At 42.7% G+C, this 25,040-nt stretch carries 25 protein-coding genes and 5 tRNA genes; 10 read left to right on the plus strand and 20 right to left on the minus strand.

The annotated features are described in order from the left end of the window. Window positions 1-154: 154 nt before the first annotated feature. Together metG and MmiEs2_RS04945 are read left to right on the plus strand one after the other, a co-directional pair. Window positions 155-2,335, plus strand: a complete 2,181-nt coding sequence (gene metG, locus MmiEs2_RS04940; RefSeq protein ID WP_338140866.1) for a methionine--tRNA ligase — start codon at window positions 155-157, stop codon at window positions 2,333-2,335. A gap of 130 nt (window positions 2,336-2,465) precedes the next feature. After that, window positions 2,466-2,666 carry a hypothetical protein gene (locus MmiEs2_RS04945; RefSeq protein WP_316558776.1) on the plus strand — a complete coding sequence of 67 codons (201 nt, stop codon included), beginning with the start codon at window positions 2,466-2,468 and terminating at the stop codon, window positions 2,664-2,666. A gap of 8 nt (window positions 2,667-2,674) precedes the next feature. On the opposite strand, the gene MmiEs2_RS04950 is transcribed toward MmiEs2_RS04945, so the two are convergent. Further along, window positions 2,675-3,697, minus strand: coding sequence for a transcriptional regulator (locus MmiEs2_RS04950; RefSeq protein ID WP_316558777.1), 1,023 nt, complete (start codon window positions 3,695-3,697; stop codon window positions 2,675-2,677). A gap of 353 nt (window positions 3,698-4,050) precedes the next feature. Beyond that, window positions 4,051-4,133 (minus strand) — tRNA-Ser (locus MmiEs2_RS04955). A gap of 283 nt (window positions 4,134-4,416) precedes the next feature. Here MmiEs2_RS04955 and MmiEs2_RS04960 point away from each other — a divergent pair. The 5 genes from MmiEs2_RS04960 (at window position 4,417) to MmiEs2_RS04980 (ending at window position 10,064) form a co-directional block, all read left to right on the plus strand. Beyond that, window positions 4,417-6,519, plus strand: a complete 2,103-nt coding sequence (locus tag MmiEs2_RS04960; protein ID WP_316558778.1) for a minichromosome maintenance protein MCM — start codon at window positions 4,417-4,419, stop codon at window positions 6,517-6,519. Between the two features lie 26 nt (window positions 6,520-6,545). Next, window positions 6,546-6,836 carry a DUF424 domain-containing protein gene (locus MmiEs2_RS04965; protein WP_316558779.1) on the plus strand — a complete coding sequence of 97 codons (291 nt, stop codon included), beginning with the start codon at window positions 6,546-6,548 and terminating at the stop codon, window positions 6,834-6,836. Between the two features lie 382 nt (window positions 6,837-7,218). After that, the gene (locus MmiEs2_RS04970; protein ID WP_316558780.1) at window positions 7,219-7,806 is read left to right on the plus strand and encodes a hypothetical protein; all 588 of its coding nucleotides are present in this window, start codon (window positions 7,219-7,221) and stop codon (window positions 7,804-7,806) included. A 9-nt stretch (window positions 7,807-7,815) separates the two neighbouring features. Next, complete coding sequence (locus MmiEs2_RS04975; protein ID WP_316558781.1) at window positions 7,816-9,048, plus strand: coiled-coil protein; 1,233 nt, start codon at window positions 7,816-7,818, stop codon at window positions 9,046-9,048. Between the two features lie 287 nt (window positions 9,049-9,335). After that, window positions 9,336-10,064, plus strand: coding sequence for a CPBP family glutamic-type intramembrane protease (locus tag MmiEs2_RS04980; protein WP_316558782.1), 729 nt, complete (start codon window positions 9,336-9,338; stop codon window positions 10,062-10,064). 172 nt (window positions 10,065-10,236) lie between these two features. Here MmiEs2_RS04980 and MmiEs2_RS04985 read toward each other — a convergent pair whose 3' ends face one another. The 5 genes from MmiEs2_RS04985 to infB form a co-directional block, all read right to left on the minus strand. Beyond that, window positions 10,237-10,686: a 30S ribosomal protein S6e gene (locus tag MmiEs2_RS04985; protein ID WP_316558783.1), complete on the minus strand. Its 450-nt coding sequence runs from the start codon at window positions 10,684-10,686 to the stop codon at window positions 10,237-10,239. 336 nt (window positions 10,687-11,022) lie between these two features. After that, window positions 11,023-11,301, minus strand: coding sequence for a type II toxin-antitoxin system HicA family toxin (locus tag MmiEs2_RS04990; RefSeq protein ID WP_316558784.1), 279 nt, complete (start codon window positions 11,299-11,301; stop codon window positions 11,023-11,025). Then, window positions 11,291-11,500, minus strand: a complete 210-nt coding sequence (locus MmiEs2_RS04995; RefSeq protein WP_316558785.1) for a hypothetical protein — start codon at window positions 11,498-11,500, stop codon at window positions 11,291-11,293. The genes MmiEs2_RS04990 and MmiEs2_RS04995 overlap by 11 nt, the downstream gene beginning before the upstream one ends. Window positions 11,501-11,847: 347 nt before the next feature. Beyond that, window positions 11,848-12,261 (minus strand): hypothetical protein, encoded by a 414-nt coding sequence (locus MmiEs2_RS05000; RefSeq protein ID WP_316558786.1) that lies wholly within the window; start codon window positions 12,259-12,261, stop codon window positions 11,848-11,850. A gap of 123 nt (window positions 12,262-12,384) precedes the next feature. Continuing rightward, entirely contained in the window at window positions 12,385-14,184 is a 1,800-nt protein-coding gene (gene infB, locus MmiEs2_RS05005; RefSeq protein WP_316558787.1) for a translation initiation factor IF-2, read from the minus strand. A 177-nt stretch (window positions 14,185-14,361) separates the two neighbouring features. Between infB and MmiEs2_RS05010 the strand changes: the two genes are divergently transcribed. Continuing rightward, window positions 14,362-14,583, plus strand: coding sequence for a hypothetical protein (locus MmiEs2_RS05010; protein ID WP_316558788.1), 222 nt, complete (start codon window positions 14,362-14,364; stop codon window positions 14,581-14,583). Window positions 14,584-14,658: 75 nt separating this feature from the next. On the opposite strand, the gene MmiEs2_RS05015 is transcribed toward MmiEs2_RS05010, so the two are convergent. From MmiEs2_RS05015 to MmiEs2_RS05050, 8 genes are all read right to left on the minus strand, one after another. After that, window positions 14,659-15,612: a Fic family protein gene (locus MmiEs2_RS05015; protein ID WP_316558789.1), complete on the minus strand. Its 954-nt coding sequence runs from the start codon at window positions 15,610-15,612 to the stop codon at window positions 14,659-14,661. A gap of 81 nt (window positions 15,613-15,693) precedes the next feature. Then, a complete protein-coding gene (locus tag MmiEs2_RS05020; RefSeq protein WP_316558790.1) occupies window positions 15,694-16,464 on the minus strand; it encodes an SDR family oxidoreductase in 771 nt (256 codons plus the stop codon). Window positions 16,465-16,792: 328 nt separating this feature from the next. Beyond that, window positions 16,793-17,242 (minus strand): nucleoside-diphosphate kinase, encoded by a 450-nt coding sequence (ndk, locus tag MmiEs2_RS05025; protein WP_316558791.1) that lies wholly within the window; start codon window positions 17,240-17,242, stop codon window positions 16,793-16,795. Window positions 17,243-17,418: 176 nt separating this feature from the next. Then, window positions 17,419-17,607 (minus strand): 50S ribosomal protein L24e, encoded by a 189-nt coding sequence (locus tag MmiEs2_RS05030; RefSeq protein WP_316558792.1) that lies wholly within the window; start codon window positions 17,605-17,607, stop codon window positions 17,419-17,421. A gap of 13 nt (window positions 17,608-17,620) precedes the next feature. After that, window positions 17,621-17,845, minus strand: coding sequence for a 30S ribosomal protein S28e (locus MmiEs2_RS05035; RefSeq protein WP_316558793.1), 225 nt, complete (start codon window positions 17,843-17,845; stop codon window positions 17,621-17,623). Between the two features lie 23 nt (window positions 17,846-17,868). Beyond that, window positions 17,869-18,231: a 50S ribosomal protein L7Ae gene (gene rpl7ae, locus MmiEs2_RS05040; protein WP_316558794.1), complete on the minus strand. Its 363-nt coding sequence runs from the start codon at window positions 18,229-18,231 to the stop codon at window positions 17,869-17,871. 560 nt (window positions 18,232-18,791) lie between these two features. Then, entirely contained in the window at window positions 18,792-19,721 is a 930-nt protein-coding gene (locus MmiEs2_RS05045) for a hypothetical protein (RefSeq protein ID WP_316558795.1), read from the minus strand. Window positions 19,722-19,948: 227 nt separating this feature from the next. Then, window positions 19,949-20,875 (minus strand): beta/alpha barrel domain-containing protein, encoded by a 927-nt coding sequence (locus MmiEs2_RS05050; protein WP_316558796.1) that lies wholly within the window; start codon window positions 20,873-20,875, stop codon window positions 19,949-19,951. A 278-nt stretch (window positions 20,876-21,153) separates the two neighbouring features. Between MmiEs2_RS05050 and MmiEs2_RS05055 the strand changes: the two genes are divergently transcribed. Beyond that, a complete protein-coding gene (locus MmiEs2_RS05055) occupies window positions 21,154-22,623 on the plus strand; it encodes an AlkA N-terminal domain-containing protein (protein WP_316558797.1) in 1,470 nt (489 codons plus the stop codon). A gap of 39 nt (window positions 22,624-22,662) precedes the next feature. Further along, a complete protein-coding gene (locus MmiEs2_RS05060; RefSeq protein ID WP_316558798.1) occupies window positions 22,663-23,199 on the plus strand; it encodes a methylated-DNA--[protein]-cysteine S-methyltransferase in 537 nt (178 codons plus the stop codon). Window positions 23,200-23,293: 94 nt separating this feature from the next. Here MmiEs2_RS05060 and MmiEs2_RS05065 read toward each other — a convergent pair. From MmiEs2_RS05065 to MmiEs2_RS05085, 5 genes are all read right to left on the minus strand, one after another. Continuing rightward, window positions 23,294-23,366 (minus strand) — tRNA-Asn (locus MmiEs2_RS05065). A gap of 98 nt (window positions 23,367-23,464) precedes the next feature. Continuing rightward, window positions 23,465-23,537, minus strand: a tRNA-Asn gene (locus MmiEs2_RS05070). A gap of 85 nt (window positions 23,538-23,622) precedes the next feature. Continuing rightward, a tRNA-Ile gene (locus MmiEs2_RS05075) sits at window positions 23,623-23,696 on the minus strand. A 44-nt stretch (window positions 23,697-23,740) separates the two neighbouring features. Continuing rightward, window positions 23,741-23,813, minus strand: a tRNA-Asn gene (locus tag MmiEs2_RS05080). Between the two features lie 91 nt (window positions 23,814-23,904). Beyond that, window positions 23,905-25,014, minus strand: a complete 1,110-nt coding sequence (locus MmiEs2_RS05085; RefSeq protein WP_316558799.1) for a DUF362 domain-containing protein — start codon at window positions 25,012-25,014, stop codon at window positions 23,905-23,907. Between the last annotated feature and the right edge of the window lie 26 nt (window positions 25,015-25,040).

The following is a 25,040-nucleotide window of genomic DNA, read 5'->3' on the forward strand; positions in this document are numbered from 1 at the left end:
TTAAATATTTCTCTGTTAAAATAAATAAAACGCCGTTCCGCAAAAACGATGAAGCACGCAAAATTTTATAAATTCGGGGGGACTTCATAACAAACTCATAGCATATATTAACATCAAAATTATTAAAAATTCAAATTTAACATTTTTTCGAGGAATAAAAATGGATCAGGACACAAAACCGATGATTGTCACCTGTGGGCTTCCGTACGCGAACGGAATGGCACATCTCGGTCACATGCGCACTTACGTGCCGGCGGACATTTATGTTCGCTCCCAAAGAAAACAGGGACGTGAGGTTGTCTTCATTTGCGGCTCCGACACGCACGGAACACCCGTTGTCGTCAACGCGGAAAAAGAAGGCATTACACCCAAAGAACTCGTCACGATTTACCACAAACACTTTTCCGAAATTTTCGCACGCATGGGCGTTCATTTCGATGCTTACGGAACGACGGACGATGAAGAGAATCATAACCGAACAACGGACATTGTTCAGAAATTAATTGACGGCGGTTATGTTTATACGAAAAATATCGACATCGCTTACTGCCCGAGCTGTGACCGTTTCTTGCCGGACCGCTACGTGGAAGGCACCTGCCCGCACTGCGGCGTGATTGCGCGCGGTGACGAATGCGACCAGGGCTGCAAAAAACCGCTTTTCCCGGGCGAATTGATTGACCCGAGATGCGCCGTTTGTAAAAATCCGGCGGAATACAGAAGCCAGGAACATCATTTCTTCAAACTTTCCGAATTTGACGGGTTTTTAAAAGAATATTTAGACACGCTTCGCGGAACGGATAACGCCGTCAACTACGCCAAAGGCTGGGTGACGCAGGGTCTTGAAGACTGGTGCATTACCCGAAACATGGATTGGGGCGTGAAGTTCCCGGGCACCGATGGTCTTGTCGTTTACGTTTGGGTGGACGCGCCGATCGGCTACATCGCATTTACGGAAGAATGGGCAAAAGCCAACAACGATTCGTGGGAAAAATTCTGGAAAGCGGAATCGAAAGGAACGATTGATTCTCAAAATTCCGAGATCGTTCACTTTATCGGCGGCGACATCGTCTACCACCACTGCATTTTCTGGCCGGCGATGCTCAAAGGCTCCGGCTATTCCCTGCCGACCGATGTTGTGGCTTCGGGAATGGTGAAAATCGAAGACAAAAAATTCTCAAAGAGCCGCGGTTATGTTGTTTGGGTCGGCGAGGATTATTTGGACCAGGGATTCCACCCCGATTTGCTCCGTTATTACTTATCGAGCTACACGTCTCACACGAAAGAATTGAATTTCGGCTGGGACATGCTTCAGGAAAAGATTAATTCAGAACTCGTCGCCGTCCTCGGCAACTTGTTTTACAGATCGCTTTTATTCGCATCCAAAAATTTCGGCGAAATCCCGAACGGAACGGTTGAGCCGGAAATTTTGAAAAGGATTAAACAAACGACGGCAGATGCGATTGACGCGCTGAAAGAATATGAGTTTAAGAAATATTCCGACACCGTGATGGAGCTGGCTTCTTACGCCAACAGCTATTTCCAGTCTCATGAGCCGTGGGCGCTGATTAAAACCGACAAGGAAAAGTGCGGCGAAGTCGTTTACAACTGTCTTCAGCTTGTCAAGGCGCTGACCGTTCTCTTCGAGCCGGTGACGCCCGGCAAAATGCAGGAAGCGTGGGCTCAGCTCGGCCTTTCCGGAAATGTCGCGGATGTGCTTTACGATGAGGCGCTTGTGCCGCTTGTGCCCGGCGCCAAACTCGGAACGCCTGAAATTTTGTTTACGAAATTGGAAGACGATAAGATTTCCGAGATGGATGAAATCGCCAAGAAACGCGTTCATTTGGCAATGAAGGAAGCCGGTTTGGTTCCGGATGAAGAAAAATTGATTGAAGAAAATAAGAAGAATAAAAAAGGCGGCAAAGCACCGAAATGCGCGTGCGCCGCGGGTGAAAAAATGGATGCAGAAAACAAAACCGAAAATGTTGAGAGCGAAACGGAATTATTGCCTGAAATTACGATTGATGATTTCTTTAAAGCGCAAATCAAAGTCGGAAAAATCATTTCCGCCGAGATTATTGAAAAATCAACAAAGCTTTACAAGATTATGGTCGATGTCGGTGAACCCGAACCGCGTCAAATCGTTTCGGGAATCCGCGCATATTATGAAGCGGAAGAATTAGTCGACAAAACCGTTTGTGTCATTGTCAACTTAAAGCCTGCCAAATTGTGCGGCGTTCAGTCACAGGGCATGATTTTGGCGGCCGACGACGGCAGCGGAAAAGTGTCTCTTTTGATGCCGGATCAGGAACTTGAACCGGGATCGGACGTTTGCTGAGATTTGAAAAATCAAAAATATTGAAAATTAAAAAGAAATGAAACGGATTTGTTTCATTTCTCTCTTTTTTTTAATCATTAACGTAATTCATTTTCTGTGTCCCATTTTTGATTGTTGAGATTCTGCGTGTATGCTGTTTTCTGCCGACACCGTTTGCATTTACATCTTTTTTGAGCAGCCGTTCGCTTCGCGAACGGGGCGGCGCTGCGGCGGTCTGCCGCATTGCTGCGCTTACGCCTGTCCGCTTCTGCCGCCTGCGCCGCGCGCGAGCCGCACAGCTTTTCAAAAAATGAATGAAAAACGCACCCGGTTTTTCAAAAAAGCTGATTGAACTCTTCGTTACTTCTTTTCCGGCACTTTTCGCTCTTCAATCGTTTCAATTAAGTCTTCGGGGCCGCTCATTCGAACAAGCTCCTTTTTCTCAATGAACGCGGTGCTTTCGACGGATTTGACTTTGGAGTTGCCGTTGATTAAAAAAACGGAACCGGTTTGCAAAACGTCTGAAATGCTGCTCATCAAATGCGCGCGCTTGAGCGTTGACGCGTTGTATTTGCTGACACCGGTCAAAATAATGGAATTTTTGTCTTTGGAGACGGCGCGAAAAGGCGCGTGCGCGGTTTCTTTGACATCGAAACCGAGTGTTGAGACGTAAGTCAGCATTTCATTTTCCGCGGCGGTTTCGACGGTTGGTTTGTTCTCGGCGGCGGGCGCAACGCTGCTAATGCCGCCGATTTTAGACGGATTTGAAGAATCCGAAATTGTTTTTTGCGCGGTTTGAAGAGCGGCAGGATTGAGAATATCAATCGGCTGTGCGAGTTCGATTTGAAGCAAATCTTCCAAAATTAAAACGGTGTCAATTGACGCGTGCATTCCTTCGTCTTCGTATTTGCTGATTGTGCGGCGGGACACGCCGACGATTCCGGCAAGCGATCCGAGCGACAAGTTGTTTTCAATGCGCGCTTCTTTGAGCGCGCTGCCGTCAATCGGAACGTAAAGACCGCCGGGCGATGCGGTGACCATCGGCGGAATGTTCTCGATGAAATAATCATAAAAGGTTTGAATGTTCACGGCCGTGATTTTGTAGCGCGTGTAAATGACATTGTCTTCAAGCGGCTGGTCGCGTGTTTTTTCGCCGATAACAAGCGGCGTTCCGCCGAGGATTTCAGAAAGAACGTGCATTTCGTTCGCGGTTTCTTCCGTTAAGCCGTCGAGATTGAGTAAAATTTTGCATAAAAGAAGCGTCTCACCGCGGCGGGCGGCAATATCAAAACTGCGCGGCCGGATGTCGCATTTATCGGAGACCAGAAACCCTGCGTGCCGAAGCACTTCAATGGTCTGGTCGGCAAGGATATCTCGAGACATTCTGATTCCGAATTATGAATGCGGGTCTATATAAAAGTTCTTAAAAAGCGCAAATCGAAAAACTCATAAATGATAAATCGGATGGCGGTTTTTCGGGAAATTAATAAAAATTCAACCTCGTTTTTGATGAAAGAATGAAAAATCAATCGCGATTTTTGATGAAAATGAATTGATACTGGTGCGAGACGCGCACGGCGGCGAGCAAGCGCAACAGCACAGCGCCCCGTTCGCGAAGCGAACGGCTGCTCTAAAAAGAAGAGGATGATGGCAGCAAACACAAACAGACGGCAAACACATATTAGAGGAAGTACAAAAAAAATATTAGAGATTAAATTTTAAAAAAATGAAAATAGCGCCCGATGCAGGATTTGAACTTGCGCTCTTCGAAGAAGAAGTGGTTTTCGAGACCACCGCCTTACCACTAGACTAACCGGGCATGAAAATGATATAAATTTTTAAAAAACGGAGAACTCAAAAAGTCTCAGCGTTTCTTGTTAATACCGTTTTTCATATAAATACTTTTAAGTTTTGAAATTTGAGGTTTTAGAAATTTAGCTTTAAGCTTAGAAATAGTTTCACCGCACATACCCAATATTTATTTGAAAAATAGAATTGTTTGAAAGAAAATTTAAAAAGGTTTATCATAGGATTGAAACATTTACACAATTCCAAAATTTGCTCAAATTTATCAATAATTTTCTTGGATTTTCGGTGACAACATGGTCGTTGATGAAAAATGGAATAAAAAATTAAAAGACTTCCTGAAACGGTATCATCAGGATGACATCTTGGAACTGGCGAACAGTTATCCCGATAAGCGCAGCTTGATCGTGAATTACGATAAGCTGGAAGTTTTTGACCGTGATATCGCGCACGATTTGGTGGAAGATCCGGAATCCGTGATTTTATCCTTGGAATTCGCGCTCAAAGACATGGATTTGCCGCTGTCGAAAAAATTAGACAACGCGCACGTTCGCGTCGTCAATATCCCGAACCGGATTCCGATTCGTGATTTAAGAAGCAAACACCTTTCCAAATTTATCGCCATCGAAGGCATGATTAGAAGAGCAACGGAAGTTCGACCGCGCATTACGAAAGCGGCGTTTAAATGCATGCGCTGCGACACGGTGACTTATGTTGAGCAGCCCGGAAATAAATTGGATGAGCCGTATTCCGGCTGTGAAAATGAAAACTGCGGCAAGCGCGGACCGTTTAAGCTTGTGGTCGAGCAATCCGAATTTATCGATTCTCAGAAAGGACAGATTCAGGAATCGCCGGAAAGTCTCAAAGGCGGATCCAATCCGCAGAGTATTGAAATAAACTTTAACGACGATTTAACGGGACAAATTTCGCCGGGCGACCGTGTCATTGTCAACGGTATTCTCCGCTCCGTTCCGCGCGCGCTTCGCGAAGGAAAATCCACGTTTTACGATTTGGTTTTAGATGCCAATTCCATTGAGCGGCTGGACCAGGAATATGACGAATTGGACATTACCGCCGAAGAAGAGGAACAAATTTTAGAGCTCAGCCGCGATCCCGCCGTTTACGATAAAATCGTTTCATCCATCGCGCCGACGATTTACGGCAACGAGCACGTGAAACGTGCTCTTATGTACCAGCTTTTCTCGGGCGTGACAAAGTATTTCCCGGACGGAACGCGAACAAGAGGCGACATTCACGTCATTTTAGTCGGTGACCCCGGTGTCGCAAAAAGTCAGCTGCTTCGGTATATTGTCAAACTTTCACCGCGCGGCGTTTTCGCGTCAGGCAAAAGCGCTTCTGCCAGCGGTTTGACGGCGGCAGCGGTTCGCGACGATCTCGGTGATGGGCGCTGGACGATTGAAGGTGGCGCGCTTGTCATGGCCGACATGGGTATTGCGGCCGTTGACGAGATGGACAAAATGCGCGACGAAGACAAAAGTTCGCTTCACGAAGCCATGGAACAGCAGACAATCAGTATCGCGAAAGCCGGAATTATCGCAACGCTCAAATCCAGATGTGCGCTGCTCGGCGCCGCAAACCCCGTTTATGGGCGTTTCAACCGCTACGAAAGCTTGGCGGATCAAATTGACATGCCGCCCGCCCTTCTCTCCCGTTTTGACTTGATTTTTATTCTGCTTGACGTTCCCGAAAGCAAAATGGACAATCAAATCGCAAACCACCTGCTTCAAACGCATTACGCCGGCGAACTGATTCAGCACAAAAGCAATATTTCATCTTCCGACATCTCGCAGGAATTTATCAACGATCAATTGATAAACATCGTTCCCGAGATTGATCCGGATTTGCTTCGAAAATATGTCGCATATTCCAGAAGAAACGTTTACCCGATCATGGATGAAGATGCCAGAATGCATTTGGTTGACTTTTACACCAGTCTCAGAAAACAAGGCGAAGGTAAAAACACGCCTGTCCCCGTGACGGCGCGTCAGTTGGAAGCGCTGGTCAGACTGGCAGAAGCAAGCGCGCGCGTTCGCTTAAGCAACAGAGTCACGATGGACGACGCGATTCGAACGACAGACATTACGATGGAATGTTTGAAAAACGTCGGCATTGACCCGGCAACCGGAATGCTTGATGCCGACATCATTGCGTCAGGAATCAGCAAATCTCAGCGCGACAAAATCGAAATTGTCCGCGACATCATAAAAATGATTGCCGAGAGAAGCGAAGGACATAAAGCTTCACGCAAAGAAGTGTATGCCGAAGCCGAAAAATCAGGAATTGTTGCCGATGAATTAGATGTTTATGTCGATCAGATGAGCAAGCGCGGAGAACTCATTAAACCCGATTTGGATCACTTGAAACTGGTTCGCCGCTGAATATTCAAAAGAGAAAATGAGAAAATATGTACATTAAAACCTACAAAACCGAAAAACATTTCATGGTCGCCGCTTGCGATAAAGAGTTGATCGGCCAAACCCTCAAAAATGAAAAATGTGAAATGAAAATAAATGCTTCATTTTACCAAGGCGAAGAAGCAACGGAAGAAGTGTTGGAAGATTTACTGATGCAAGCGACAACGGCAAACTTAGTCGGCAAAAAAGCGGTTGCTTGCGCCGTCAAATGTGAGATCGTTGATCCGGATTCGGTGATTTATTTTGATGACACCCCCCATGCGCTGTATTTTACATTATAAAATCAAAACCGTTTGCGGAATCAAAGGATTTAAATAATCAGAATCGAATCTTAATCCAAAAAATGAAAGAGAATATCCGTTTTTTACAAAAAGTAAAGAACGGACGAGAATACAATAAAACTCATTTTTTGATTGAAAAACGGTTCGATAGAACTTGAATTAAAATAACAAAATGATATTATTTTTCAAAAATTAATATTTTCAATAAATACAATTTCTATTACTTTCAACATTTACAAATTCCGACTTATAAATTTCTACTTTACAAAATACAATTTCAACTTTACAATAATAATTTAAATACAACCGGAAACGGCTGCATAAATCGTAAAACAATCGATATGCCGACCGTTTTTCAAAGTATTGCCTATCAGGTGATAGTGTGCAAACTGAAGAAATCAGAATCTTAGAACGAAATGAACTCATTTCTGCCGTTGTTGAAAAACACGAACGCTTAATTGCGGAATATCAGGCGGAATACGATGCGCTGACAACAACTTCCACTGCTTTGGATACGGAAATTGAAGATTTGAAAAAGCGTATTGCTGAAAACGAAGAAAAAACAGAAGTGGATGATGAAAAAAAGCACCACTACGGCCGTGACGCGGAAATCGAATTGGAAAAATTAAATTTAAAACCGATGGACAACGATAAAATTAAAGCAGGCATTGCTGCTTTAACCTCTTCAAAAATATCCGATTCCGCCGAAGAAAGAAAAACTGTTTACGATGCATTGCGCACGGACATTTCCGGCGCGGAAGGCGGCGACAAATCAGCTCTTTTGGCAAAAGTTGACGCGGCATACCAAGCGTACACGGAAGAGCACACTTTAAAAGAAACAACTGATGCCGACAAGGAATTGCTTTCTCAAAAGCAAGGCGAAGTTACAGAAAACAGAAGAGCGGACTGGCTTTTTAAAAGAATTGACAGCCATAAAGAGTCCTTGGAATATTGGAAAGGAATGAAATGAGGGCTGACAATGACTGAAGAAAATACAACTTACACGGAAAATCCGGAAACAGAAAATGTTTTGGAAGCGGAAATGATGCCCGAGACCGAAACAGCACAGCCGGAAGAAACGGAAAATACAGAAGTTGCGGCAGAAACTGAAAACACAGTTGAAACCGCAACCGAGCCGGAAACAGCTGAAGGACAGGACGCAGTAACCGAAACGGCCGCCGAAACAAAACCGGTCGAAGTCGATGAAATTGCAGCCGAAGAAAAAGCGGAGGAAGAGATTTTAAAAGAGAATCCGGAAGCCGTTGAAAAGCGTTTGGAAGAATTAAAAGCTGAAGTTGCCAACATGACAGAACAGGAAGCGAAAAACAAATCCAATCAGCTGAGAAACGTTCTTGAGCGCGATGAAAAAACTTTGAAAGCGATTTTCCGCGAATTGAAGAATCACAGAACCGACGGCGACGACTTAAAAACCAAAAGAGACGAATTGAACGCTCAAGTCAGAGAGATTTCAAAAACGGCTCAGGAAAGCCGTTCCAAAAGAGATGAAGTGAATCAGAGAATCGCGGCTTTGAAAGCGGAAAGAAGCGAAGAGATGGGAAAAACCAAATCCAAATCTGACGAAATCAACCAGCTCAAAACAAAAAGAGACGAATACAACAAGATTTCAAAAGGAACATATGACATTTTGATGAAAAACTACAGCGAGAATTTAAGAAAATTCCTCGAAGACGACATCAATTTGGATCACGAGAAAAACCTTTTTGAACGCTTGACAGACTTGACCGAACGCGTTAAAGCAACGAAAGAAGCCAACGAACTTCACGGCAAGATTCAGGAAATTTACAATGAAAACAAAGGCATGTACACGAAAAGCGACGAGCTTTCCGCCGAAATCAGACAACTTTCCGAAGAATCTCAAAAATATCATGTTGAAATGATTGAAGTTTTCAGAAAGGTTGATGAGCTCAGAAAAGAAGCCGACGGATACCACAGACGCCTGACGGAAAGATACGCGCTGATTAAGCCGACAACGGCAAAAATCGACCCGCTGAAGAAAAACATCGCGATCACCCGAAGAGAGCTTGACATCTATTTGGACAGAATGAAAGACTTCCAAAATGAAAGAGATGAAAAGCGCGTCGACAAGATTCACAACAGCGCCAAAGAAAAATTGAAGAGCAACGGCCGTCTCAGTTTAGAAGACCTCGGCGCTTTGATTGAAAAAGGCGATATCGAATTTAATAAAGAATAAAACGAAATAAGTTCTAATAAAACAACAAACGGAAAACTCATTTTTCCGTTTTGTTTTTTTATGTCTCTTTTTTACATAAACAATTTACAAAATATAAATCCAAAAATTGTAAATTTTATTTTGTACAAACTTTTGACTATTTTTTGTATAATTGATAATTTTTTCAATTTCTCATGATTTTGAACGATAACCCTATTTTTCAAATAATCAACATTTAATTTTATCAGAAATTATATAATTAATATTTGCATTCAATTACATATCATAATCAAGGACGGACTGATAAAATGCAAAAAGATGATTATTTTAAATTTGAAAATGAAACGCAGGATTTTCCGCTGTACAATGATAATCCGCACATTAGCGCCGGCAAATGGGCTGTCATGATATTATCGGCTGCCTTAACGATTTTCTTAATTATGGTTCCTTTGGATTTCTTATCCGAATTGGGAATATACAAGAGAATTCTGTATTTCATAATTCCGGTTCTCGGATTCGGATTTGCCGTGGATTGGAAATTCGGTTTAATCTGTAAAAAATTTAAAAAAGGCGATTTTAAACTGATTGTGATCCTGTTAATTGCAGAATTTGTGTTTTCATCTGTATTAAATTTCGCGTTAACTTATTTCGGCGTTGTTGCCCAAGATAATCCTGTCATTTCCCAATTAACATCAATTTCAACATGGTTGGTATTCCCGTTTCAGATTTTTGGTGAAGAACTTATCAAAATTATACCGTTTATCGTATTTTTAATGCTGTTTTATAAATTCACAAAAAACAGAAAAATGAGCATTGTCATCGCAACCACATTATCGCTTTTGATTTTCGCTTTGCTTCATTTGCCGGCATATGAGAGTCTCATCTCGGTTTTGTTCCTTCAGGGACTCGGTTCAATTTTCACGATGTACGCGTATTTAAAAACAAAAAATATTCTTGTCTCTTACGCAATTCATCTCCTGTTAGACACAATCATCTTCCTGATAGTGCTTGTACCGGTAATGTTAGGAATAATATAAAAATTTTAAAAGCCGAAAAACAGAAAAACGACTCATTCAATTGAAAAAATGAATAAAATCAATCCAAATGAATCATCAAACGATTTGACGAATAATTGGCAAAAAACGAATGAGTAGTAATTAAAAAAATAAAAGACGAAAAACAAAAAAGTGTAAAAAAAGAAGAGTAAAATTACTCTTCTGCGGGTGCTGCTTCTGCTGCAACTTCTTCAGCTGCTTCTTCTGCAACAGGTTCTTCCTCGGGTTCAAGGCCGAGTAATTTTTCAACGGTTTTGTCGCCGTAGGCGATGATTTTTGCGTTGATTTGAGCTGTGTCAACGGAAATTTCGTTGCCGCGGATGAACTTTCTTCTTCTCTGACCGCTGATCTTCGGGGAGAAACCGACACCGCTTGCGCCGAGGATTTTTCTCTTTGCCGGTCCGGGAAGGTCGCCTTTCATCACGAAGCCGCTCTTGTCACTGCCGCCTGTGATTTTCATGGTGTAGCCTGAAAGACCGACATTGCCTGCGTCAAGCTCCATGCCGATTGTTTTGCCGTACATTTCTTTTTCTTGTGCTGCGTCGAGTTCGATTTTGTAAGATTTGCCCGTTTTCGGGTCTGCGAGAACGATTTTCATTGCCATTTATATTAACTCCGAATTGTTAGTAATTATTAAATGTAAAGTAAATTTCCTTTTTGAATAAAATAAAAATATTCAAAGATGAAAGATGAGAATAAAATTGAGATGCTCAAAAAACGAATGCAGTAGACGATATCATAAAATGAGATCTGAGCCGAAAAATCAGATTCAAAAGAACCGGTCAATTGCTGTTCGAAATGAACAAAAAATTTCCAAGAATTATAAATTCCGTCGTCGTGTGGATACCTAAAAACGCTTCATAGTTTATAAATGTTTTTCGTGAAAAAACGAAGAAATGAAATTGAAAAACAGAAAACGAAAAAATAGAAATGTTAAAATTCATTTCGAAAATTTCGAAACATAAATTTCTTCAAGCTTTTCTTTGCTGAGCGGACACTGAATCAAATCATGAAATTGTTCAGGAGAAAGGTGAAGCTGATGAATCAGCTGAGAGAGTAAAATGCCGCTGTATTCGGGATTGCTGTGGCTTGTAATTGTTTTGATCGGGAAACGTCCTGAACGATTTTGAAAATAAAATTTTTTATGATTATGCGAGCGGATTTCGACAAAGCCTTTCTTTTTAAGAGCGTGTTCAATCTCTCGACATTTATAACGCATACTCATCCGCCAAATAGTTTTTTAAAAGATTTCGAAAAGCAATTCCGGACGGCGCAAGAATTTCAATATCAACCGAAACAAAATCTTCCCACAAATCAAGGATTTGCAATTCGATATCTTTTTTGGCTTCTTCTAAATCTTCATTAAAAGAAAAGATATCAAAAAGCGCGTTTTTAACAATATAGAGTTGATGATCCAAAATGATATCAAATTTTAAAGGTTGAAGCAATTTTAAAGGAATTTCGGGATTCGAAAAATCGGATATTTCATATATGTTAAAAATGACCGACGCGTTGTGTTTTTGTGTATTACGGCCGTTACGCGGCAACAAAGAGAAATTGTTGCCAAATCCTTTCTTTGAAAAACTTCGAGCCATTTGAGTCATACCACCTGCAATATCTGAGAATCATTTATAACTTTTTAAATTTTTAGGAATTCAAAAATAAAAGAAAAATAAAAATAGAAAAATAGGATAAAGAAAATAAAACCAAGTAAATAAGCATCAAGCAAATAAATATCAAACAAAAACATGATTTAATCTGTTTTTTAAAATCCCACCGCCCTTTTTTCCCGAACATAAGCCAGAATGTTTTTCTGAAGAGAAAGACCATCGGCGGCGAATTGATCCGTCAAAACAAAATCGTTCCATAAAGCATCAATTTGAAGTTCCATGTCTTCTAACGCTTTTTTAAAGGATTTGTGAGACGAAGAAACTTCGAAGAGACGGTTTTCGATTGTGTAAATGCTGCCGTCATAAAAAGCAATCAAAGGAAGCGGTTTAAACAATTCCAATTTTGATTTTGAAGAGAACTGAAGCAGTTCAAAAGGACCGCCGTCTTCGAAAATCCATATTTTCGTTTGATTCAAAACGCAATTGGTTCTCGTTTTATTTCTCTGAAAAGTGACGGCAATTCTTTGGTTGCCGCTTTTTTTGGAAAGACTGAAAGTTCTTCGCGCCATTTTTCATTTCCGAATTTTAAGAAATATGATAGAAATAATGAAAAATAAAAAATAATAAGAAAATGATTAAAAAACAAAAAGTCAATAAGAATCGGAAGCCGAATAAAAAGGAAAATAATTCGATTATTTTCCCCAAAACGGTTTGTCTTTTCTTCGGATGACCAGATATTTTTCAAGCGTTTCCTGCTCATCCGGTGTCAGCGTGTCAAAGATTTCAAATTCCAAAACTTTGGAATCGCTTTCCGGAATGTGAACATACAAAATGTCTTCTTCTTTGACCTGGCGGCCGACGGTAACGCCGTCAAGCGCCATTGCAACTTCCATGCCGACGGTGGCTTTCGGAACCTTTTTTCCGTTAAGTTCAAGCCCTTTGACGGTTCCGACAACGGTTCCGTCGGGAAGCATGACATCGGTGTTGTTTTTGACAACGCCGCCTAAAATGCGGACGCCGACGACAGCCGGTTTGCTTTGTCTGAAAACGCAGCCCGGAAGAATTTTGAATTGACCGGGTTTGATAAGCGTATCGGAGCGAAGCTTTTCAAGCTCTTCTTCCTGTTCTTTGACAAAGTCCTGATATTCGTCTAAAATGCGGTAAATGACATCGTTTTTAAAGACGCGGACATTTCTGAACATGCGAAGATCAAGCGTTTCATCCAGCATTTCCTGCGCGTCGGGATTAACTTTGATGTTGAACGCTAAAATAACGGAATGCTTCGGATCGTTGATTGTGGAGGCTTCCATAATATCGCGTTTTGTTATGTCGCCGACTTCCGCTTTTTGAATCTGGATGTTTGCTTTCTTAAATTCGTGAACCATCGCTTCAAGAGAGCCGATTGTGTCGGCTTTAATCATAACACCGTCCGTATCGGTTTGGATTTGAACATCGTCAATTTCGGATTTAACTTTTTCAATGACGGCATCCAATGTTTCCGGCGTTGCCGAAATGATCGGGGCACCGGCAAGCGCGTCGTCAATGTCGGGTGCGGAAATTTTAACACCGGCTGCTGCCGCGACTTCTTGAATCGGCTGGAACTTGCTTTCATAACGGATTTCGCTGAGTTCACGCGGTTTTAAGAGCGCGCGGACTTTGGTGACAATCGGCTCACCGAGGCGGCCGATGACAACCGTATCACCTTTTTTGAGTGTTCCGTCGTACAAAATCACATCAATTGTGGTTCCGAGTCCTTTTTCATCTTTCACTTCCAAAACGGTTCCGACACCGGGACCGTTGATGTCATATTGAAGCGAAGATTCCAAAAAGCGCTGCGCCAAACCGAGAAGAATCATTAAAACATCAGGGATGCCTTCGCCGGTCAACCCGCTGATCGGGATGACGCCGAGCGTTTTCTGGAAATCCGTGACGCGGTCGAAGCGGTCGGCGCTGAATCCTTGTTCGTAAAGGTGGCCGATGACATCATAGAATTTTTGTTCAAAAAGACCTTGGACTTCCGGCGTTTGTTTATTGTAGGTTGATAAGAAAGATTCGCCTTCGTGGACTTTCCAGCCCAAAATTCTGTCGATTTTGTTGGTCACGACGATGAACGGCGTCTTGAAACGTTTGAGAATGTTTAAACTTTCAATCGTTTGCGGCTTAAAACCTTCGTTAATATCGACGACGACGACCGCTAAATCGGCAAGCGATCCGCCGCGGCTGCGAAGTGTTGTAAAAGCGTGATGGCCGGGCGTGTCAATGAAAAGCAAGCCGGGAACAATGAATTTGTCGGCAAGGCGCTTGTCGCCGCATTTCTCAACAATCACGTCAATCGGCACTTCTGTTGCGCCGATGTGCTGCGTAATTGCGCCGGCTTCGCCTTTAACGATAGCCGTTCCTCGAATTTGATCTAAAAGCGTTGTTTTGCCGTGATCGACGTGACCCATCACGCAGACAATCGGCGTTCTTAAATTTTGGTTTTCCTCTGCCATAAAAATCACCCCTCAACCGAAATATCGTTTGGATTGAGAAAATAAATCATAAAATTGTATGCTGTAAAATATGCCAAAGAAGTATAAAAAACTTGAAGCGGCATAAATTACGAAGTTGATGAACAGAAGTACAGCAACGGCTTTTCATTATAAAAACGTCACTGTTAAGAAAGAAAAATGTTAAAAAATCCGCTTCAATCGGAAATTTTTTTGAAAAACGAGATGCGTCATTTTACAAATTTTTTGAAAAACGAAATGCGTTATTTTGCAAATTTTATGAAAAACGAGCCCATACGCGCGCGGCGGCGGGCTGCTGCCGGCAGTCGGCAGTCGGCGGCGGCAAGCGCAAACCTGATGCCAACCGGTAAGCGTAAACCGGACACCAACCGGCAAACGTAAACCTGACACCACGCGGTAAACGTAAACCTGACACCAAGCGATAAATACAAACCTGGGATGGTGGCAGCAAAAATATTACTGAAGCCTGTTAAATTCGTCTTCAATTTTTGTCAATTGATTTTGATACATTTGATAAAAAGTTTGTATCATCTGTTTTAGTTTTTCTTCATCGCCTGACCGCAACGCTGAAAGATATTCCGAGCGGTTTTCATTTCCGATTAAAAACTGAGGAAACTTTTCTTTTCGAAGTAAATAATTCATAACTTCGCGGCCGACTCTTCCGTTTCCGTCTAAAAACGGGTGAATTGTTTCAAACCGATAATGGAAAATCAAAATTTGTTCAAAAGGATATTTTTGATTTTGGATATTTTCATAAAAAATCTGAATCAGTTCATTCAATTCATCTTCGATGAGTTCGGGCGGCGTATGCTGCAAATCGCACCCGACGATACCGACATTTGCGTTTCGAAATTGACCGGAATTTTCAAGAATATTATCCATAATCAACGAATGAATTTTTTTGATAAAGGCAGCCGTTATTTTTCCGTTATAATTGCTTGTAAACGAACGCGTTTTGACATAATTTTGAACTTCATTAATTTCCCGCAAATCTTTTTTCGGCGAAAGTCCGTATTCCAAAAGATCATTCACTTCGGCAAGAGTGAGCGTGTTTCCTTCAACCGCCGTCGTTCCGTGAATATAATCGGTTTCAAATTTTTTTTCAAAATAAGAAGCTTCGTCAATCGAAACTTGTTTGAAAAATTCTTTATAAATCCATCTTTTTTCTTCCAAAGACAAAACATCCGATTTTTCCAAATAATCGGAAATATAATAATCAGAAGAAAGTTCCACTTTTTTTAAAACAGCCTTTTTTTCCAAATCCATATTCAAAATGTCGACATTTTGAGGATCTGAAATCGGAACTCTGACCTTTGCTTTTTGGTCTTTAAAGCGAATGTCTTTAACTAAATTGTATCGGACATTGCCGTTTTTTTCAATTTTTTCCAAACGATATTTACTTTGAATCATAATTCAAAAAAGGCGGCATTTTATTTAAAATTATAGAAACAGCCGCCTTCTAAAAAAATTAAAATTGTTTGCAAAAATTAATTAAATCGCAGTCCAGCCGCCGTCAACATTGAGCAGCTGCCCGGTTGTATATGTCGAAGCGTCCGAAGCGAAATAAATAATCGCACCGTCCAATTCTCCGGCTTTTCCGGCTCGTCCCATCGGGCAATAGGTGTCAAGAATTTTATTAAATTCGTCGGCTTTCAGGATTTCGCTTGTCATTTCGGATTCGAAATAAGCAGGACCGATCGCGTTAACCGTGATGCCTTCGCGCGCCCATTCGTTGGCAAGCGCTTTTGTCATCATGAAAACCGCGCCTTTGGTTGTCGCGTAAGCCGTCATCATTTTTGAGAAAGGCATCGCCACTCTGGAATGAATTGAACCTAAGTTAATGATTCTGCCGTATTGGTTTTTCCGCATGATTTTTCCGACTTCGCGGGCAAAGAAATAAACGCCGTTGATGTTGGTTTCCATCATTTGATTCCAAACTTCATCCGACATTGTGTCGGCCGGCTCACCGATTCCGAGACCCGCATTGTTGACCAAAATGTCAATCGTTCCGTAATGGCCGGCGATTGCGGAAACCGCGTTTTTGACGGATTCGGAATCAGTCACGTCGCAAATCTGCGTGAAAACTTCAAACCCTTTAGATTCCAAATCTTTTTTAACGGCCTCCAATTTATCGGCTCTTCTTGCAACCAACGCGAGTTTTGCGCCCTGGTTTCCCAATGCATTCGCGAATTGAACACCTAAACCGCTGGAAGCGCCGGTGACAACTGCAACTTTACCTGTCAGATCGAAATAGTTTTTCATAATTTAAGACCTCCGAATTGTCATTAATATTCAGTATATTAAATACGTTTGCATTTCCAAAAGAACAAAATGACAGATAAAAAGAGTGGCAAGAGCAGGAAAGGAAAATTGAGAAGAATTTGAAACGCTAACGGCAACAAAATAAAATTAATAAGAGGAAAACAAAATAAAATTAATAAGAAGAAAACAAAAAACTGAAAAACCAAGAAGCGAAAAACTGAAAAACAAAAATCGGAAAATGAGAAACAAAAGGCTGAAAAACGAAAAATTGAAAAACGAAAAACAAAAAAGAAATTGAAAAGCTTCAGCTTTTCAAATCAAAAAATAATTATTCGTACAAGCACGCGTCGTCGCATCTCGGGTAGGAGACGAGCGCAGCGTCGCCGAAGTGGATTTTAATTTCGCGTTCTGCCGCCTCAGGTGAGTCGGATGCGTGAACGAGGTTTCTGCCTGTGTCGACCGCGAAGTCACCGCGGATGGTGCCGGGTGCTGCTTCTGCCGGTTTGGTTGCGCCGTTGATTGCGCGCATAATCTTAATTGAGTCGCCGCCTTCAACAACCAAAGACAAAGACGGAGCGGATGTAATGAATTCCACAAGACCTCCGAAGAACGGTCTTTCGACGTGTTCTGCGTAGTGTTCTTTTGCTTTTGCTTCTTCCATGACGGCAAACTTCATGCCGACGATTTTAAGGCCTTTCTTTTCAATTCTTGAGAGAACTTCGCCCATCAAACCGCGTGCAACGCCGTCGGGTTTAATCATAACATATGTGCGTTCCATAAAAAATCACCATTAATTGATATTGAATTTAAGTAAAAATTAACAAAATAAATTTCAAAACGACTTAAATGAATCCGAGATGAATTAATCCGTTGAGTAACCCGTTGGTTAATCCGTTAATTAATCCCGAATAAATAAAAGTCAAAAATAAAAAAATGAAAAAGAAGTCCAAAGACTTACTTTCTCTTTTGTTCGGCGCGGCCCTTTTCGGTCCAGATGGTTTTTCTCGGGAGTCTTCCCATTGTCAAATTGTTTTGGCATTTGGAAGAGCATAAGAAAAATGTTGCGCCGTCTTTCTTGACGTAAAGTTTACCGGTACCGGGTTCAATCATTTCCCCGCAAAAACTGCATTTTCTTTGTTCCATTTTGAATCACCGTTTACCTCATGCTCAATTTCTTGGCTTCACGTGATGTTTCAATCAACATCAAAATGTCGCCGATACGGACAGGTCCGACACAGTTTCTGGTAATGACACGGCCTTTGTCGCGTCCTTCCAAAATTTTGCACTGGATCTGACTGGCTTCACCGTGCATACCTGTGTTTCCGATGATTTCAATCACTTCGGCCGGAAAACCGTTGACGTTGTTAAATTCTTCTGCCATAATTCATCTCTCCTGCGATTAAATCAGTTTTTGAGAGCGGCAGCTTTCTGTGCGACATCATCAACCAATTCGGATGCTTTGCCTGCGTCTGTGATTGCGACTGCTGCGCAGCCGACGGAGAGACCGCATGCGGCTCCGAGGTCTTTCTGTTCTTTAACGAAAATATATGCGGCACCCTTTTCTTCGCAGAGCGGACCGAGGTGAGCAATGATTTCAACGGGTTCGACGTTTTCGGCGATGACAACGAGTTTTGCAGTTCCTCTTTCGATTGTTTTGGTTGCTTCGTTGGTGCCTTTTTTAATTTTACCGCTGTCTCTTGCTGTTTCCACAGCTTCTAATGCGCTCGTTTGAAGTTCTTCAGGGGCTTCGAATTTTGCAATTGCCATATAAATCAATCTCCTTCAAGACGGGAAAATAATGTTTTTTCAAGATTTCAAAGCCGACGATGGCTGAAAACAGAAATCAAACAACTCCCAACTTTCATTATTCATAGTTGTTTTATTGACTAAAATCTTGAATCGTAATCGAATAACCGCTTTATTGTAAAAAGAATAAAGCGCAAATCAAATGTAAATCGAAATCAAGTCTCAGATTAAAACAGGATTTAGAAGGAAATATTGCATATAAAGGTTTCTGAAATAAATTCTCAAAAGACATATTTGACTTCATTTGCCCTCATTTTATTAACAGCTATTCGCTTCGCGAACGTGGTGCCGCTACCTCCAGGTTTCTGTTTCTGCTGCAACCTTCAGGTTTCCGTTTGCTGTGCCGCGCCCACGACGCGCGCGAACGCTTGGGGTTTCAAAAAATAAATCAAAACCGAAATTGCAATTTCAGAATAGATTCAAAAATGAAATCTCATTTTCAAAAAAATAATCGAAAGCATTCGCTCTTTAAAAAAATAAAATAAAAAAAGAAGCCGTTTCTTTCGAAACGGAAATTAAAATTAAACTGTGCTGCTCTGTTTTGTGTGACTGGAAACGAGCTTGTAAAGTGCGTTTGTGTCGGTCATGAAAGACGTGTAATCAGAACCGTCAACATACGTTTTCATAACGTCGCCTTCTTCGGTGATTGTAAATTCAACACCGGCATTTGCGTTTTCGGCGAGGTCGCGGACATCCTGTTTCATTTCATCGCTGGGATTTAAAATGATGGATTCCAACTGGAAAGACAATTGGAAAGTTGTCATGTTCAAATATTGTGAGGAACGCTGATAGTATTTGGTGTAATTGCTGCCGTCATTCGCTTTGTAGACAATGATTTCGTCATAATTGTCGGTATCTTCCGCGTACGCCAAAATGTCATTTAAGTTTGTGGAACCGGAAGCTTTGCCTTCAAAAACATCAACAGCATTCTTGGCTAAGGTGTTGTCAACATAATTGAAGAAAGACGCGATAACAAACGGATTTCCGACAACAACACGCTGATAGGGGCTGATGAAGATAATGTTGTGACCTTCATAGTTTTCATATTGCGGTTTGCTGCTGTTAAGAACGATGCTGACATTCTCTTCGCTGTCCAAAAGATAGTATTCAAGACCGCCGGTCGAATAAGAAGCGGTCATCACGCGAGAGGCTTCCGCGCCGGGGAAATTTTCCTGAAGCTTTTGATCAATCGAATCGTTTTCATATATTTTGAGAATGTTGATTCCTAAAACACCTTCGGGAACGTATTTTGCCGCGTCTTTCGCGTTTTTAAACGTAAAATTCGTATGCGTTCCCGGAACATCCGCGAAAGGATATTCGGTTGTCGCGCTGTCGTTTCCGGTCAAGCTGTCCCAGCTGCCGTAAAGAACAAGAGCGAAAACGGAGCCGAGCATAATAATAATCGCGAACAGTGAGCCGTATTTAACCCACTTGCTTTTCTCTTCTTGCATAATATAACACCTTAATAAAAATAATTAAAAATATGAAATAAATCAGATTGAATAAACCTTATTACCCTTAAACTATACAGCAAAATCATTTTTCTCCTATAAAAATATTGACTTGATAAAATCAATTCAAAGAGACTTCAAGAATCGGAGAAGAAGATTTGAAAAATCGAGCTTTTCATTGAAAAAGGATTTTTTGGAATAAAATAAAAAAAAGAAAAGAGAGGAGATTATTCCCCTCTGTAAATTTTAATGGCTTCTTCAATCGGCACGCGTTTGACGGTGAGCGCGTTAATCGCATTGCACATGCGAACGGCTTCTTCCAGCGATTTTTGGTGAATGTTTCTGCCGGTTGCGTTGCCTGCGGCACCGCTGACGTTTAATTGTTTGTATAATTCTTTTAAGAAATCTTCGGGCGCGGCGTTGGATCCGCCGGCGCAAACGACTTTGGTTCTGCCGGCCGACTGAACGGCTTCTTTGAGCAAAACGGCGGAATCTTGTCCGTCTTTTGCACGCGGCGCGTTGACTTTAACGAAATCGGAATTCAAACACGCGGCAACACCGGTTGCGCCGGCGATGAGGTGAGAATCTTTTTCGTCAATCACGGCTTGGCCGCGGGGGTAAATCCACAAAACGGTAAGAAGACCGAATCTGTGCGCTTCGTAAATCAATTGAGCGGCTTCGGCAAGCATGTCGGATTCGTATTCGCTGCCGAGATAAATCGTGTAGCCGATGCCGACAATATTTAACTTGCTGTTTCCTTTAAATTCCATCAACTGGTCGACGCTGTAGAGCTGACCGCTGTAAGGATCGTCTTGAGATGTTTTGACGAGGTGCGTTTTGGAATTCATTTTGACAAGATAAGCCAAATCGGGATAATCCATGCCGTAGCGCGCGAGAAGTCCCATTTGCGTTGCGAAAACACCGATTTCCGCGTTTTGAGCGATTTTGAACAAGTGTTCGGGATCGTTGTCTTCTTCGGGAATATCGTCGCCGTAAAAATCGTCGTTTAAGTGCTCAATTTTCTGATCGCCTGCAAAAAGCATTAAGCGGCCGCTGTTCTGCGTCGCGCGAAGATAGTTGGCGATATAATCGTCACGAAAATCGGCAAGCACGTCTAAAGGAACTAAAACATCTTTTTCTGAAATGAGAGACATAATCAACAAAACCTCGAATTCAATAAAACAATAACAGTCAATGAATATTTTCAAAAACAATTTGAAAAATTATAAGATATTGGTAATAGAACGGGAATTATTAAAGCATTTTGTTAGTTGAAAAAAGAAACGGCATCTCTGAAAAATCCCGATTTCAGAAGAATGAAAGATTTTGAAATTTGAAAAAATGAATTGAAAAATTCCATGTCCGAAAAAAACCGAATATCATTAAATAGAAGCGAAGAAATAAATCAGAAGGCAGAACGGAGAAAAAACAGATGACAGAAGAAGACAATCGAGAGTTATACACGGCTTTTAAATCAAAGGACAGTCGATTCGACGGCCGTTTTTTTGTCGGCGTATCATCGACCGGAATTTACTGCCGCCCGGTTTGCCGCGCGAAAATGCCCAAAGCCGAAAATTGCACATATTTCAAAACGGCGGCGGAAGCGGAGAACGCAGGATTTCGGCCGTGTCTGTTATGCCGCCCCGAGATTGCGCCCGGCGTTTCTGCCGCCCCCACCGACGCGACAGCAGATCTTGCCCGCCGCGCAGCAAAACTTTTGGAAAAGGAATGCGGAAGCAAACAAAGCGTGGAGGAGCTTGCCGCGCGTCTCGGCTGCACCGGCCGCCATCTGCGCAGGGTGTTTACGGCGGAATATAATGTTTCTCCGATTCAATATTTACAAACTTGTCGACTGCTTCTTGCGAAAAACCTGCTTACGGAGACAAATCTGCCGATTCAAAAAGTCGCGAAAGCATCGGGTTTTCGAAGTTTGCGGCATTTTAACGCATTGTTTAAAGATCAATACCGGCTTTCACCGACAATGTTTCGCCAAAACGCCGACAACAAAAAACAATCGGAAACAATCACATTGGCATTAGGCTACCGGCCGCCATATCAATGGCAGCAAATTCTTGAATTTTTGGAAGCGCGCGCGGCTCCCGGTGTTGAAATCGTCCGAAACGGCGAATATTTGCGTACCGTGCATATGACCGCAGAGGCGCAGCACTTGTACGGCCGGGTGCGCGTCGGCAACCGCCCGGACAAAAATGTCTTAACGGTCACGATTTCCGAAAACCTGCTTCCGGCGCTACCGGATATTCTTTTCAGAATACGGCATTTATTTGATTTGCATTGTAATCCGGAGATCGTTTACGAAACGCTTGCCGAAATGAATGATATTAAACCAGGACTTTGCGTTTTGGGAACGCGGCTTCCGGGATGTTTTGATTCGTTTGAAACGGCGGTTCGCGCGATTTTGGGACAGCAAATCACCGTCAAAGCGGCGCGCACGCTGGCCGGACGACTGGCGGAAACGTACGGAACACCGATTCAAACCGGAATTGAAGAGCTGACGCACACATTTCCGGCCCCGGAAGACATTTTGGCTTTAAGCGATTCAATCACGGAACATTTAGGCGTTTTAGGAATTATTTCGGCGCGTTCGAAAACGATTTTGGCGCTGGCTCAAACGTTTGCCGACGGCACTGTCAATTTTGACTTTTGCGCTCAGCCGGAAATTGAAATGAAAAAGTTATTGAAAATTCAGGGCATCGGCCCTTGGACGGCGCAATATATCGCGATGCGGACGATGGGCTGGCCGGATGCGTTTCTTGAAACCGATGCCGGCATTAAAAAAGCGTTGGCGCCGCGCACGGAAAAAGAAATGACGGAATTGGCTTTGGATTGGAAACCGTGGCGCAGTTACGCGACAATCAATTTATGGAATTCATTAAAAGAATAAATAAAAGTAAGAAAGAAATAAGAAAATGGAGATCAGAAAATGCATTACTCAACAGATTATTCATCGCCGGTCGGAATGATAACAATTGCAAGTGACGGTGAAAACATCATCGGTTTATGGCTGGAAGGACAAAAATATTACGGCGGCACCGCCGGAGAACTGGTTCAAAACGATGATTTGCCCGTTTTTGCCGCGGCAAAAACTTGGCTGGACAGATATTTTGAAGGCGAAAAGCCGACCGCATCCGATCTGCCGCTCGCGCCGATCGGCGGCGAATTCCGCCAAGCAGTCTGGAAGATTTTGTGTGAAATTCCGTACGGCGAATGCATCACGTACGGCGACATCGCGAAAAAAGTTGCCGTTCAAATGAACAAGCCGAGCATGTCCGGACAAGCGGTCGGCGGCGCGGTCGGACACAATCCGATTTCAATCATTATTCCCTGTCATCGGGTTGTCGGCTCAAACGGCAGTTTGACGGGATACGCGGGCGGTATCGCCAAGAAAATTGAGTTGCTGGAACATGAAGGTGTTGACATGTCGCGTTTTACCGTGCCTTCCAAAGGAACGGCGCTTTAAAGTTTCAAAAATGAAAACGGCAGAAATGAAAAACAATAAAAACGAAAGCAAATAAAAGAATAGAATGAAAACGAAGTAAAAAATAAAAGAAAAGCGCCGCCTACAGGGCTCGAACCTGTGACATTCTGGTTAACAGCCAGACACTCTACCATCTGAGTTAAGGCGGCATAAGCCGATTTGAAAGAATGTTGTATTGTATATAAATTTTATGACAAAAACGAAATGAAAAATCGGTTTCGTTTATTTTCAATTTGATAAAAATCAGCGCCGCCTACAGGGCTCGAACCTGTGACATTCTGGTTAACAGCCAGACACTCTACCATCTGAGTTAAGGCGGCACATTTTGTTTACTGTCAGCAATTGATTATATTACTAACAGTTATAATTCATACATTCCGTTATGAAATATATAAGGTTTTTGAGTGGGCCTGACAGGATTTGAACCAGTGACAACTCGGTTATGAGCCGAGCACTCTAACCAACTAAGTTACAGGCCCATCAGAAAGAGAATTGAAAATTAAAGAAACAGACAAAAATCAAGCGCCGCCTACAGGGCTCGAACCTGTGACATTCTGGTTAACAGCCAGACACTCTACCATCTGAGTTAAGGCGGCTCACGGTCTTGAAGTGAAATACTCAAAGCCTGCAATTATATTTAAACATTGTGAAAAAAGCATAAAACGGCATGAATAAAAATTGAAGTTTTTAAACTTCAATCAATTCATATTCATGCGTCCCAAGACCGATTTCTTCGCCGTATTCGATTTGGCGGCGGCCGTCAACATCTTTCCAAATGCCTTTGAATTTGTCTTCGCCGGAATTATGATTGTGTCTCAGTTTACTGTTTTCAAACCCGCGGCTTTTGTTCACCAAATCAAAACACGCCTGGTCCAAGGCAATCGGATCGGTTGACGCTAAAATGCCGATGTCGGGTACAATCGGCGCGTCGCTCCAGGAAGCGCAGTCGCAGTCGGGCGTCACGTTCATGACAAAAGTCATGTAACACACTTTTCCGGCTTTCGCTTTGTCTTTGACCGCGCCGTAAGCGTATTCCGTCATGCGGTCGATAAATGCCGGAACACGGCTCCAGTCGTGAAAAATCGCATCTTCCGGACAAATCATGCAGTGGCCGCAGCTGAGACAAGTCGCGCCGATGATGTGCGCGCCGGCATCCGTCATTTCAATGGAATTTGCAGGACACGCGTCCATGCACGCGCCGCAGGATGTGCATTTCCCGAGATCGACTTCCGGCTGCGCCGCTTCGTGCTGTTCCCATTTGCCGCGAACGGAAGCGCATCCCATTGCCAAGTTCTTGACAGCGCCGCCGAAGCCCGACATGACGTGGCCTTTGAAATGCGTTAAAACGACCATCGCATCCGCGTTTACGATGTCGGCCGCTATTTTGACTTCTTTGAATTCTTTCAGGTTGACCGGAACGGAAATTTCGTTGTCGCCCTTTAAGCCGTCTGCGATAATGACCGGAACCCCGAGCGCCGCGTAATTAAAACCATGCAAGAGCGCCGTTTCAACATGGTCGACCGCATTTCTGCGGTAACCGATGTAAAGCGTATTCGTGTCCGTCACAAAGGGAGACGCACCTGCTTCTTTGACGCAGTCCGTGACCGCGCGGACAAAAACAGGATTGATGTAGCCATCGTTGCCGCGTTCGCCGAAATGAAGTTTGACTGCCGTCAAATCGCCGGCGGAAAACATATTGTCAAAACCGGCCGCCTTGAATAAGCGTTTGATTTTGCAGACTTTGCTGTCCGACGTTTTGCGCGCGCGGAAATTTGTAAAATAAACATTAGATGCCATGATTAACCCTCTCATGATAAAAATTG

The sequence above is a fragment of the Methanimicrococcus stummii genome, from assembly GCF_032594435.1.
In the GTDB taxonomy this organism is placed as follows: Archaea; Halobacteriota; Methanosarcinia; order Methanosarcinales; family Methanosarcinaceae; genus Methanimicrococcus; species Methanimicrococcus stummii.